Source organism: Thermogutta hypogea, assembly GCF_055386265.1.
The window spans coordinates 2,455,066-2,467,628 of record NZ_AP042425.1; the positions used below are offsets into that span (position 1 = coordinate 2,455,066).

Annotated in this window: 10 protein-coding genes; 3 read left to right on the forward strand and 7 right to left on the reverse strand. The window is 62.3% G+C overall.

The features are described from left to right. Positions 1-77: 77 nt before the first annotated feature. Positions 78-1,679, reverse strand: a complete 1,602-nt coding sequence (locus tag ACZ5B4_RS08845; protein ID WP_464910861.1) for a thiamine pyrophosphate-dependent enzyme — start codon at positions 1,677-1,679, stop codon at positions 78-80. Between the two features lie 322 nt (positions 1,680-2,001). Here ACZ5B4_RS08845 and ACZ5B4_RS08850 point away from each other — a divergent pair, with 322 nt between their 5' ends. The 3 genes from ACZ5B4_RS08850 (at position 2,002) to ACZ5B4_RS08860 (ending at position 4,939) form a co-directional block, all read left to right on the forward strand. Continuing rightward, complete coding sequence (locus ACZ5B4_RS08850) at positions 2,002-3,516, forward strand: hypothetical protein (RefSeq protein ID WP_464910862.1); 1,515 nt, start codon at positions 2,002-2,004, stop codon at positions 3,514-3,516. Then, positions 3,464-3,631 carry a hypothetical protein gene (locus ACZ5B4_RS08855; RefSeq protein WP_464910863.1) on the forward strand — a complete coding sequence of 56 codons (168 nt, stop codon included), beginning with the start codon at positions 3,464-3,466 and terminating at the stop codon, positions 3,629-3,631. The genes ACZ5B4_RS08850 and ACZ5B4_RS08855 overlap by 53 nt, the downstream gene beginning before the upstream one ends. Before the next feature lie 261 nt (positions 3,632-3,892). Beyond that, a complete protein-coding gene (locus tag ACZ5B4_RS08860; protein ID WP_464910864.1) occupies positions 3,893-4,939 on the forward strand; it encodes a hypothetical protein in 1,047 nt (348 codons plus the stop codon). Positions 4,940-4,997: 58 nt separating this feature from the next. Here the strand turns inward: ACZ5B4_RS08860 and rpiB are convergent, their stop codons facing one another. From rpiB to ACZ5B4_RS08890, 6 genes are all read right to left on the reverse strand, one after another. Then, positions 4,998-5,540, reverse strand: coding sequence for a ribose 5-phosphate isomerase B (gene rpiB / locus ACZ5B4_RS08865; protein ID WP_464910865.1), 543 nt, complete (start codon positions 5,538-5,540; stop codon positions 4,998-5,000). A 287-nt stretch (positions 5,541-5,827) separates the two neighbouring features. Beyond that, positions 5,828-7,180, reverse strand: coding sequence for an MFS transporter (locus ACZ5B4_RS08870; RefSeq protein ID WP_464910866.1), 1,353 nt, complete (start codon positions 7,178-7,180; stop codon positions 5,828-5,830). A 254-nt stretch (positions 7,181-7,434) separates the two neighbouring features. Beyond that, the gene (locus ACZ5B4_RS08875) at positions 7,435-8,973 is read right to left on the reverse strand and encodes a YifB family Mg chelatase-like AAA ATPase (protein ID WP_464910867.1); all 1,539 of its coding nucleotides are present in this window, start codon (positions 8,971-8,973) and stop codon (positions 7,435-7,437) included. Between the two features lie 214 nt (positions 8,974-9,187). Continuing rightward, positions 9,188-10,525 (reverse strand): Gfo/Idh/MocA family protein, encoded by a 1,338-nt coding sequence (locus ACZ5B4_RS08880; RefSeq protein ID WP_464910868.1) that lies wholly within the window; start codon positions 10,523-10,525, stop codon positions 9,188-9,190. 147 nt (positions 10,526-10,672) lie between these two features. Then, a complete protein-coding gene (locus tag ACZ5B4_RS08885) occupies positions 10,673-11,557 on the reverse strand; it encodes a sugar phosphate isomerase/epimerase family protein (protein ID WP_464910869.1) in 885 nt (294 codons plus the stop codon). An 80-nt stretch (positions 11,558-11,637) separates the two neighbouring features. Then, entirely contained in the window at positions 11,638-12,459 is an 822-nt protein-coding gene (locus ACZ5B4_RS08890) for a ThuA domain-containing protein (RefSeq protein WP_464910870.1), read from the reverse strand. Positions 12,460-12,563: the final 104 nt, after the last annotated feature.

Sequence of the window (12,563 nt, forward strand, 5' to 3'; positions counted from 1 at the left end):
CTCGAGGCGAGCGATCACGGCAACGACGGCCGACGGAACTCCGACTGCGTCCCTCGGCTCTCACCCATCCCGCCTCATCACGGCGCAAGGGGCGCGGCGTCGCACGCGGTCGATCTTTGCGCGGCGATCTCGTATTGACGGATTTTTCCCGCCGCCAAAAGACAGGTTCGCCGGGCGATGATGACGGACAATTCCGAGCCGGCCAAGGCGGTTCGGATCGCGGTTTTCAATCCCTCACGATCACTCAACGGATCGATGGTGCGCACATTCGCGATTCCCAACGCCTTGCACAAGTTCTCGAAATCCACGCGTCCCGTCGGCTCGTGATTCAGGGTTCGCCCCGTGCCGGGGTGCTCCTGCATGCCGGTCATGGCCGTCGTGCCGTTATCCAAAATGAGGACCACATGGCCGGTCGGCGGCGGATTGTATACCATCTCCACCAAGCCCGGAATTCCCGTGTGCACGAACGTACTATCGCCGATGATGCTGACGACCCGCCGAGCCTGTTCCTCCGGCAGGACATGGCGCAGACCCAGGCCCATGCCGATCCCGGCGCCCATGCACATCAAGGCGTCGATCGCCTGAAAAGGCGGCAGGACGCCCAGCGAATAGCAGCCGATATCCCCCGCCACGATGCAGTCCAACTCGCGCAGGACCTCCATGGTGGCCCGGTGGGGGCAGCCGTTGCACAATTGCGGCGGTTTGACCGGCGGCGGCACGGATTCCGGTGAGACGTCGCCCGCGACGATGCGGCGAACCCGCGCCACATCCAGTTCTCCGAAGCGGTACATCTCGGGCTTGCCTTCCACCCAAATACCCGCCGTGCGGATCTGCTCGACCAGATACGGGTCGCCCTCTTCAACCACCAAGCAGCGGCGGCAACGGGCCGCAAACTCCCGGATGCGTTCCAGGGGCAGTGGGTGCGTCATTCCCAGCTTGAGAACGGCGGCCTCCGGCGCGGCCTCGCGGACGTGCATGTAGCTGATCCCGGAGGTGATGATCCCCAGATCGCCCGCCCCCGGATCCTCTCGGACGAACCGCGGCGACTCACTCAGGGTCGCCAGCGACTGGAGCTTTTCTCGCAACCTTTTATGCGCCCGGCGCGCGTAAGCCGGGATCATTACGTACTTTTCCATATCGCGGACGAAACGCGGCTCCTCCGGCGGGTTGAGCGTCTCGCCCGGCGTCACCACCGTCTTCGAGTGACACACCCGCGTCGTCATCCGCAACAGGACAGGCGTTTCCCACTTCCGCGATATCTCGATCGCCGCCAAAGTATGGTCATACGCCTCTTGCGAATCGGAAGGCTCCAGCATGGGAACGCCGGCCGCCACCGCATAGCGGCGATTGTCCTGCTCGTTCTGACTGGAGGCCATGCCGGGATCATCCGCCGAGACGATGACCAACGCCCCGGGCACCCCCGTATACGCCACCGAGAATAACGGATCGGCAGCCACGTTCAGCCCGACGTGCTTCATCGTGACAAGAGCATCGGCACGCCCCAGGGCAACGCCGATGGCCACCTCGAGCGCCACCTTTTCATTCGGCGCCCATTGAGCTTTACCGCCCAATTCGGCGAAATTCTCCAAGATTTCCGTCGATGGAGTCCCCGGGTAACCGGTTCCAAGCGACACGTGCCCATGCTTGGCCGCCAGGGCGACCGCTTCATTGCCACTCAAAAATAAGCGACCCTTGCCTGACAAGTCGTCCTCCCGGATTCCCTGAGCTCGAACCCGACCGGTCGCGCCTCCTGTCACATACCGGTCACTCGTCCCCCCGCCCGCGAATCCGGGCGTACAAGAAAACGAAAACCATGATTTTATAAAAGTTGCAGCCTGTTCGCAACGAAACGCACAAGCGGCGAAAAATAGGATATCTGTGTCAAGATTAACGAAGAACGTGACGATAACAATCTCGCCCTTCGCACGGTGGGGTGGTTTTGCGCCATGCTCCCGTTCACGGCAAGGTTCAAGCAATACCCAACACTAGGATCGAGACCTCATGGCCGCGCTTGACCCTCTTCCCTCCAAGACCGTACGGACTTTCTCCATCAGCGATCGACCGTGGTGGAAATTCGTCGCCGCTTCCCTTGCAGTCGTCTGCTCCCTTGACCCGTGGGTTTTGGGGCAAACTGGCGCAGTCATGCCCCCGTTCATGCCCGGCCAACTATACTCCGCGGCGCCGCCGGCTCAGAATATCGAACCGGAATTCGGGAACGCTGTTTTTCCCCACGGTGCCGAACCGCTCCCTTCGGCAAGCCTCGTGTCGCCCGTACCTGCGCTTCCGTCATCGCCACAGCTATGGTCTCGCTCGGAAATCGCGGTTGACCCCGCAGCTCCGCAGGGGACGCAGCCCAACGTCGCTCCAGCGGCCACCTCTCCCGCCAGTCTGTCACCCACCCAATGGATGGTACAGCCGCAGTCCCCCATCGCCGAACCCCGCTGGGAAGACGCCGCGCAAGCCGCCGCCTACGAATCGCCCTATGTCACCCGCGAAGAGTTGCAACAACAGATGCAGGGCCTCTCGTGGCGTAAGGGTGCGTTTCAAATCACGCCTTACGGTCGCATCACGGTAAGCGGTGTGTACGAAACGGAGCGCACCTATTTGGGCGACTTCGCCCTATGGGTGGAATCCCGCGACGTTCACGGCGAGAGCGGATTCTTTTTCGACGCCAAATCGACGCGACTCGGGCTGGATATCGCCGGCCCGTCGCCCGAGCAACGACCCGACATTAAGCTCGGCGGCAAGGTCGAGCTGGACTTTCAAGGCGAATGGGTCCTGAAAAACAAGTCCGGCGTGCTCTTTCGCCAGGCCTACATCGAGGCCAAGAACGAGGAATGGCGGGTTCTCTTTGGGCAAGCGTGGGATTTGATGTCACCCCTCTACCCCGGCATGCTGAATTACGTGCCCGGTTCGGGCGTCGGCAATCTAGGATACCGCCGAGCGCAATTGAGGCTGGAGCGCTATTTCGATCTCTCGGAAACCCTGCTCGTCACGGCGCAATGGTCGGCCAATTCGAACATCATCATCAATCCGCCCGCCTCCACGAATGTGGTGGGCACGGAAGGGGGTTGGCCCGATTTTCAGGGCCGCATCGCCTTTACGCTCGGCGACCGCCAGATGCCCGAATGCCGGCCGATCACCCTCGGATTCTCCGGTCACATCGGCGAGCAATACTGGGACTTTCGACCGCCCAATCCCGATCCGATCTCCAACCTGTCGCGCAAGACGTGGTCTTTCAACGTGGATTTCGATTGGCCGATCACGGACCGGTTGGGATTCCAGTGCGAGTTTTTCACCGGTGAGAACCTGGCCGCCTACATGGGCGGGATCTTACAGACCATCGACCGCGGCACGCGCGCCCGTCCTTTCCAACGGCGGTTGGTTCGACGTCCGGTTCGACTGCACCCCGCAGTGGCATTGGCATGGGGGTTTCTCCATCGACGACCCGCTCAACCGCCGCATGACTTCCGGCCGCAATTACAACCACGTCTATTACTTCAACACCGTGTATGACTTCACGAAGCAATTCAATCTGGGGTTCGAGGTGAGCTTTTGGGAAACGCATTACATCGGGCTTGCCCCGGGCGAAACGGCGCGTTTCGAACTCCAGGCCAAGTATGCGTTTTGATCCGGCATTCCTCGCAGCCTTCGCAGTGCGCTCATCTCGGCGACGTGACCCGGACGGTTTTCGATCGCCCTTCCCGCGCCGTGCCCGAGCTTCCAAGGCAGTCGCCGGGATCTGCGCAACCCTGAGCGGCCGATGGTACACTGAAGACGTATCTTCATCCGAAATCCGGCCCCCAAGACCGGGTTCCCCGGCCGGATCATCTCGGGGTGAAAAGCTCGACAATCCAAGCGCGACACGAAAACCGCTGTTGGGAGCGATGCCATGAGCGACTCCGCCGAATTGCCGGAAGAACGAAGACCGTCGGACTCGGAATCCGCAGGCGATGCGTCTCAGTCGGACCATCCCGTACCCATGTCGCCGAGCGACGCGCGCGCCGACGAAACCGACGAAGAAACTCAGGACCTGCTCTTGGAGCTTCCCGAGGACGAGTTGCTCGATTTACCTCAGGCCGAGGGCGTTACCATCACCCAGCGGACGGACGCCGGCGAAGCCGATGAGGCGTCGCGGAACCCGTCGCCGCAAAGGATGGAGGAAGACGTCCTCGATCGACGCGACGATGATCTGGCAGGTGACACGGCCATCTTCCCCCGCGGTGCTGAAGCCGGCGGTGAATCGGACGCACCGGTCGAAGAATCCCCTTCGACCGGTCCTGACGCAAGCCCCGCTCCCAGCGCAATTGCGTCCCCGGAGACCGCAGCCGAATCCGAGGAGGATCGCCAAACCGAAACCGTGGCATCCGCCGTGGAGTCGCCGGAATCCCCCATCCTGGTTCGCGCACCCGAGGGGGCCGACGTCTTCGCCTTGAGCGAATTAATCCTCGAGCCGTCGCGCCGGCCGTTAGGGGCGACTGCCGCGCGCTGGATCGGTCGACTCCTGAAAAAGCTGGAAGAAGCCTCACTCCAGACCGGCGAGACGGATGAGCCTTCTATCGACGCCTGGATTCGTGAGACCGTCGAGCCGTCCATCCAGACCGGAGAGGCTCCCGCGGAATCCCAGGAACCCTTCGTGTTTGCCGCATCCGAAGTCGCGGAAACGACCTCCGTGCGGAGTCGTCTGCAAGGAAACGGCAGGAAGAAATCCCTCCTCCGCGAGCTGCTGGGCATCGTCTTGGGCGGCTTGGGCGGGCTGCTCATCGCGTACTACGCTCTGAATTGGTTCGGCGGCCCTCAGTACGACTTCGCGAGTATCCCCTTGCCGGGCGTCAAACATACCTATCGTCACGCCCCGCCTTGGTTGAAGCCGTATCTTGAGCCGAGCAAGCATCCTGCGCCCAAGGAGACGGGAGACGCCTCCTCGCAAGATCTTTGACGACATCTTGGACGAGGGCGATTGCCTTCCCCGGTCGCGATCGAGAGACGTCGCGCCGTCATGCTCTCTTAGGATGCGGGAAGGAGGCCTCGTGACGGCCGTTCCGGCATTCCAATTCGGCGATCTTGCGAATCCGCCGCAGATGGCGATCGCCTTCGAACTCCGTACGGAGCCAGACATCCACCAGCCGGTCCGCCAACTTCGGCCCAAGAATATCGGCCGCCAGGCAAAGCACGTTCAGATCGTTGTGTCTACGACTGACCTCGGCCGTGATTTCGTCGTGACACGGCGCCGCCCGAACCCCGGGGAACTTGTTGGCCACGATGGCCATTCCCAATCCGCTCCCACAGATCAAGATGCCCCGATCGACGAGCTTTTCGCTGACTTGACGAGCCACATTGGCAGCGATCTCGGGATAATCCACGGCATGGGCGCTGTCCACCCCGACGTCCACGACGTGAACGCCCAGTCCTTCCAAGAAGACGATCACCTTGTGGCGCAGCGCGGAGCCGCGATGATCGCTGCCGACCGCGATTCGCATGTTGCTGGAAGCCGTTCCGATCAAGACCATTTCCTCCGGCAAAACCCGGCCGCGGAACACGGGAGGATTCGGCAAAGGACAGTGGACGAGCCAATATCCAAATCTATCCCGTGTATTTACATAGGGCAATGGAAAAGCCTCCTGATCCCCCAATAAAGGTTAACCCCATCGAGGGACCTTGTCGGCGCGAGCGTCTCCGCCAGGCCTTAATTAACATTTAAGCCAATATCACCTGTCATCGGTTGCGTATTAGCTTCCTCGATGGTCTCAACAGCCCAGGTAACCGGCAGGACTTGGCTCGACTGAGGAGTAATTTCAAGTGGATGGCCGTACCCGACCACCCTACGTCACGTTTGCGGCGGGCCGCGGTCGATCGAAACCAACTCCCCGTTGACGGCGGTAGTTTTAGCGGCGGCTTCGCCCGCTTCCGCCGCTACGGGGCGTTCCTGCACGGGAGCAATGAGGTGCAGCGCGCCCACGCGTCCCAAATCCGGCCACAATTTCATCACCGCGACAACCGCGAGTATCGCCCCGGCGCCGCCGAACAGCACGGAGCCGACGGGACCGAAAAGTCGGGCCGTCACGCCGGACTCCACGCCGCCCAAGTCGTTGGACAGCACGATAAAGACGGTATTGACGGCCGAGACGCGGCCGCGCATACCATCGGGAGTCAACATTTGAACCAGGGTGTGCCGTACCACCACGCTGACGTTGTCGAAGGCCCCGATCAAGAACATCATGCCGAGTGAGAGGGCGTAGTTTCGGGACAGCCCGAACACGATGGTGGCGACGCCGAATCCCGTCACCGCCAAGAGCATATTTCGTCCGGCTCGTTGCATGGGGGGCAGATGCGCCAGGAGCATCGCCATCACGATGGCGCCCGCCGCCTCGGCGGAGCGCAACATTCCCAATCCGGTCGGCCCCACACGCAAAATGTCCTCGGCGAAAACCGGCAAGAGATAGGTGACGCCGCCCAGCAACACTGCGAGCAAGTCGAGGCTGATCGCGCCGAGAATCATGCGATGGCGCAAGACAAAGCGCAGCCCTTCCCAAATGCTTCCAGCCGATTCCGATGTTGCGGACCCGCGCCCTTGAGCCCGAGGTCGGACGAACACCATCAACAGCAACGATACGCCGCGAAACCACGCCACGGCAGCCAGGGCCGTGGCGGCGTCTTTGCCGGGGCCCATCAGCAGCCCGCCCAAGATCGGTCCCGTCATGGTTCCCAATTGAAAGATGCTGCTATTCCAGGCCACGGCGTTGCTAAAGTCGGCGGTGGGTACGATTAACGGAAGGAGCGATGCCCGCGCGGGAGTCCCCATCGCTTGCGCTGCGGCGGCCAAGGCCAGCAACCCATAAATCCAGCCTACTTGCCCATTGCGAACCACCGCCCACATGGCGAGGCTGGTCAGCGTGATGACGGCCAGGGTGACGATCACCAGCAGTTTGCGATCGAAACGATCGGCGAGGTGCCCCCCGATCAAGGCCAAGAAGATCACGGGAAGCGCCTTGGCCATGCCCAGCCACCCCAGCGCTAGGGGATCGGCCGTGCGATCGTAAACGTACACGCCCAAGGCCACCAGCTCGATCTGCGAGGCGAAGACCATCGCAAACCAGGCGGGAGCGTACGAACGGTAGCTGGGAGAACGCCACGCGGCGTAGGCGTCGCGGCGGGCGTTGTCGGGCGACGAAGAGGACATGGGTTCAACGAGGTGTTTTCACGGCGAAGGAGGTCCACGGCCGGGACTGAGCATGAGCCTGGCAGGCAAGACCGCGCCGCGAGATTCAACCGACGGCACGGCCGAGAAAGCTGCCGCGTGCCGTGAGAGCCTCGGAGCGGCTCCCTGCAACGGCGGAGGCATGTTTGCATCATACCCCCGATCAAGGAGATCGTACATTGCCCCGCCCGAATGCCCGACCACGGCACCAGGGGCATGTGATGGCACGCCCGGCTTCAGCGAAAGATGTTCCGGTCCAACATGCGGTACTGAATCGCCTCGCTGACGTGGACTTCGCTGATGTCGTCGCTTCCATCCAAGTCGGCGATGGTACGCGCCACACGGAGGATCTTATCGTGAGCACGCGCGGAAAGTCCCAACTCCATCATCGCCGCCTGAAGGAGTGATTTGGCGGTGCTACCCAGCCTGCAATGCTTGCGAATCTGCTGGTGGGACATTTCGGCGTTGCATCGGGCGCGGCTCCCCTGCAAGCGCCGCTGCTGCCGTCGGCGAGCCTCGACCACGACGCTCCTCGCCTCCGCGCTGGAGGTCCCCTCTCGCCCCCCGGACAGCTCTTGGAAGGGCACCGCCGGAACCTCCAAGTGGATGTCGATGCGATCCAGCAGCGGCCCCGATATCTTGGCCATGTAACGTTCGATCTGCGGTACCGTGCAATGGCACGACCGGCGGGGATCGCCGCGATAGCCGCAGGGGCAGGGATTGAGGGCCGCCACCAACATGAAGTTCGCGGGAAAGGTCGTGCTGAAGCTCGCTCGGGCGATCGTCACCGTCCTTTCCTCCAGCGGCTGACGCAGCACCTCCAGGGTTCGGCGGTTGAATTCCGGCAATTCGTCCAGGAAAAGGACGCCGTTGTGCGCCAGGCTGATCTCGCCCGGCGTGGGCGTGGATCCCCCGCCGACGAGACCGGCATCGCTGATGGTGTGATGCGGTGCCCGAAACGGTCGGACCGCCAACAGCGGCTTGTCCGGCTGGACCTTGCCGAGAGCGCTATAAATGCGCGTCGTCTCGATGGATTCGGCGGGGGTCAAATCGGGCAGGATGGTGGGCAAACGCCGGGCCAGCATGGTCTTTCCGGAACCGGGCGGCCCCACCATCAAAAGATTGTGTCCTCCCGCCGCGGCCACAATCAGCGCCCGCTTGGCCATCTCCTGCCCGCGCACGTCCGATAAATCATCCTCGTAAGCGGCGTAGCGGTGGAACAACTCCTCCAATTGCGAGGGATGCGGCGGAATCTCCAAAGCACCGCCCAAGAATGCCACGGCCTGGGTCAAGGAATCGACGGGGACCACCTCGAGATCCTCGACGATAGCCGCTTCCGGGGCATTGTAGCGGGGAACGACCAGGCCGCGACACCGCCCGGCCTTGGCCAAAGTCATGGCCATGGACAAGGCTCCGCGAATCGGCCGAACGGTGCCGTCCAGGGCCAATTCTCCCACAACGGCATAGTCCGCCAAACGGAGGGGATCGAGCTGGCCCGCCGCCGCCAAAATGCCGAGCGCGATCGGCAAATCGAACGAGGCCGCCTCTTTCGGCAGGTCGGCCGGCGCCAGATTGATGACGGTGCGATTCTCCGGCCGCTCGAACCCCGAGTTCACAATCGCCCGATCCACGCGATGAGTGCTTTCGCGGACGGAGGCTTCCGCCAAGCCGACGATCACCGTCTTGGCCAATCCGGAAGGCGAGACATCCACTTCCACCTCCACCGGGACGGCGTCGATCCCGAGGAGGGTCAAGGTCGTAAGCTTTGCCAGCATATTCTCACAGCCCCGGCGGGTCCGGTCATGCAATCCAGCCGGTTATTCTGGACCTTTTTGGGAAGCGGAACAAGTCACAGGCTGGGGCATTTCCCGCCGCGGGAAAACACCGACTCCCGCGGAAGGCAGAAAAAAGACCGCTCGCGACGTCGGCACGGACGCCACGAGCGGCGAGATCGGCACCTCTCGCAACGCCGGAGTCGCCGCTTACGGCTTACGGCCGGCGCGGTCCGGCAATCCACTCCAGATTGGTGATGCCCGGCTTCGGCAGGGGATAATTCCCCGTCGCGTCCGGCAGCGTGGGCGGCTCCATCGTCAACGTCGTGTCCTCCGGCAGGGGCCGATAGGCGAAGTCCATGGCCGCCACTTCTTCGAATCGCAAGGGCTGGCCGGTGTAGACCGCCAGTTGCCCCAACACGGTGACCATCGTGCTCTTGGCCATGTGGTAACCGCTGTTGTAAGGCTGCCCTTTGCGCACCGAATCCATGAGCGTGTTGATCTCGGTTTGATAAGGATCGTTTTGTTGTCCCTCGAACTTCCAGTCGGTCTCGCCTTTGATCCGTTTTTGTCCCAAGTAACACACGCCCTTGCTACCCATGATGATGTCGCCGGCGTTGCCGTAGGTCCCGCTTTGGGTGCGGCACATGGCATAGACGCGAGCGCCGCTGGGGTATTCGTAGACGACGGTCTGATTGTCGTACATGTCGCCCAGCCCTTCCCCGAACGAGGCGGCCCGTCCGCCCAACCCGAATGCCCACTCGGGCATTTCCTCCTGGAGCGCCCAGGTCACGCGGTCCATGTTGTGGACCAACGATTGGGGGACGTCGTCACCGGAGAGCCAGCAGAAGTGGTACCAGTTCCAAAACTGGAATTCCAATTCGGAGTGCTCGGGTTTGCGGGCCATGACCCGGTACGGCCCGCGGAGGAACATTGCCTGAACCGCGACGATATCGCCGATGATGCCGTCGTGAATCCGTTTCATCGTCTCCTGCCAACCCACATCGAACCGGCTTTGCAAGCCCGACACGAGGCTCAGCCCCTTTTCCTTGGCCAAATCGCAAGCGGCCTGCATCCGCCGCACGCCGACCGGGTCGATCCCATGCGGTTTTTCCACGAAGACGTGCTTGCCGGCCTTGATCGCCTCCTCGGAGTACATGGGATGGAACTTGGAGGCGCAGGCGATGAGGACCACGTCGGACGCCTCGATGACCTTCCGGTAGCCGTCCAAGCCGGTGAAGCGATGATCGGCGTCCGCGACGACGCGATCCGGCGCCAAAGCCCGCAGGTTCTCGTAGGCGGCGTTGACCTTGGCTTCAAACACGTCCGCCATCGCGACCAAGCGGATGTCCGGTCCGGCATTGAGGGCTTGTGCCGCCGCGCCCGAGCAGCGCCCGCCGCAACCGATCATTCCCACCCGAATGACGTCGCTCCCGGCGGCATGGACGCCGCGTGCTAAGGCCGCTCCACTGAAGACGGCCGCCGTTCCGACCGCCGATTTTTCCAGGAAAGTACGCCGCGTCAACGAAGACTGGGGGGATGCCTGTTTTTTCATGATTCCGGCTCCGGTGAAGAAAACTCGAGTCCGCCTTCCGATCGAATCATCCCCGAACCTCCGGTTCGAGGGCCGTTTCCCATATAGCCCAAAGGGCCTCCCGCGCCTTTCCGGGGCCGTCGCGCCGCAAGCGGATCGCGGAGCGTCTCACGCGCCCCCTGGGCCGGTCTCTTCCGGAATGCCCAGCTCCCGGAGCGTGCCCCGCAGCCATTGCAAGGAACGCTCGATCATCGGCCCGCCCCGGCCTTCGCACTCCATACTCAAGGGACCGTTATAACCGTGATCGCGGAGGATCGTCAGCACCTCCCGAATGTTGTCGGCATTCACGCCCTCGCCGATCGCACAGTGACTGACCGCTATTCCCGTCTCCTGTCCGCGCACCGCCGCCGCCAACGATGGGCTCACGTCCTTGATGTGGACGTGATGAATCTTCGACGCGAACCGCCGCGCGAATTGCACGGGGTCTCGGCCCGCGATGAAGGAATTGCCCGTGTCCAGATTCAGCCGCAAGAACGGACTGTCGCAGAAATCCAGCATTTCGGCCAATCGGTCGGGATTGGTGGTGAAATAACCATGCACTTCGATGTTGATCGTGATTTCGTAGGCCTCCGCGACCTCGAGGATTTGCTCGTAACTGCGCCGCATCAGGGCCATGGCCTCGTCGTCGGAAAGCCCCTCGGGGCGATCCAGACCGTCGGTGGTGGCGATTCTGGGGCAACCGGCCAACTTGGCCCAACGAACGGCATGGAGCACGTACGGGACGCCGTAGAGCGGCCCATCCTTGCCGGACAGCGGATACGCGGCGTCGATCTGTGAAAAGGCCACGCCGTACCTTTCCATTTTGCGTCGCAGCAGCAAGGGGTCCTGGTAAAGCGCCACATGCGGCTGATAACCCAAACCGTGAATCCAGCTCACGCCGTCGATCACGCCGCACTCGATGAAATGCACGTCGTGCGCTTGCGCCCATTGCAAGCACTTCTCGAAATTCCAGTAAGAGGAGTTGAAGGCATCCGTGTGAAAACTGATTTGCATGTTCTCGCCGCTCCTGTCATGTCGTCCCCAAGTGCGCTTATCCTGCCTCGCGAGGCGATCGACGCGACTGGGCATCGCGTCTACCGCGCGGCCGACCACATGCAAGCGCGACGGTACAACTCTTGCACGTGAGAATTACGGAGAGCTTGAACGTCGTGCCCCAGAACGCAGTGAAAAACTCTGCCTTTGCCGACGTTCAGCGTAAAGGCCATGGGATAGACGCGGCCGTCCACGCGAGAAACGGCTTCCGCCAGCACATGGATGGGCGTGTCGCCGGACAGGCACGTGTACAACTCATCCACCGTCTCGAAATTCGGCAGCTCTTTGGTGATCGGGTGATTCGAATCCGCGATGACGACTTGGAAGGAACCGTGAGGATCGTGCCCGCGGAGCGTCGGATCCCAAACCCGACCGGCCAACTTCTCAAAATCGTCTTTGAATTCTTGGAACGCCCCGCAGGCGAAATGCACCAGCACCAAGCCGCCTCCGCCCTTCACGAAGCGATCCAGGGCGTCGAATGCCGCTCGGCCCGGCACATTCGGGTCGTAGTTCTTGAAGTGCATCACGACGGTATCGTAACGCGACCAGTCGATGCGATCCATTTCGGCGAGCTTGTCGAGGACCTCCACCCGAATTTTGCCGCCTTGAGACAAAGCCTCGACCAGAACGGGCGTGGTCTCTTGCCACCGATGCCCCGGATAATCTTCGCCCGTAATCACCAAGCAGCGCACGGGTGCGGAGGGAGGCGGTCCATCGTCCGCGCGGTTCGACGATTCCTGCGCGGCGGCTCGCGCCAGAGATGTGGAGATCGCCACGATCAGGACCATCCCCATGAGCTGTGCCGCGGCTCGTGCCCCGCCACGATGGTACTTTCTAAACAGTCCGCGTGAGTTGAGAGACATGGCAGGCAGTTTCCTCACCGGCAGAATCCGTGAGCCGCAGCGGCACGCACAACCGCCCTTAGCATAGCGGAGAGCAAACCGCAGTCAAGACTGCCGACCGGTGC

Bases quoted from the DNA above. Each gene is read 5' to 3' on its own strand.
- ACZ5B4_RS08855 (WP_464910863.1), top strand. From the start codon at position 3,464: ATGACTTCCGGCCGCAATTACAACCACGTCTATTACTTCAACACCGTG.
- ACZ5B4_RS08885 (WP_464910869.1), bottom strand. From the start codon at position 11,557: ATGCAAATCAGTTTTCACACGGATGCCTTCAACTCCTCTTACTGGAAT.
- ACZ5B4_RS08870 (WP_464910866.1), bottom strand. From the start codon at position 7,180: ATGTCCTCTTCGTCGCCCGACAACGCCCGCCGCGACGCCTACGCCGCG.
- ACZ5B4_RS08875 (WP_464910867.1), bottom strand. From the start codon at position 8,973: ATGCTGGCAAAGCTTACGACCTTGACCCTCCTCGGGATCGACGCCGTC.
- ACZ5B4_RS08890 (WP_464910870.1), bottom strand. From the start codon at position 12,459: ATGTCTCTCAACTCACGCGGACTGTTTAGAAAGTACCATCGTGGCGGG.
- ACZ5B4_RS08850 (WP_464910862.1), top strand. From the start codon at position 2,002: ATGGCCGCGCTTGACCCTCTTCCCTCCAAGACCGTACGGACTTTCTCC.
- ACZ5B4_RS08860 (WP_464910864.1), top strand. From the start codon at position 3,893: ATGAGCGACTCCGCCGAATTGCCGGAAGAACGAAGACCGTCGGACTCG.
- ACZ5B4_RS08880 (WP_464910868.1), bottom strand. From the start codon at position 10,525: ATGAAAAAACAGGCATCCCCCCAGTCTTCGTTGACGCGGCGTACTTTC.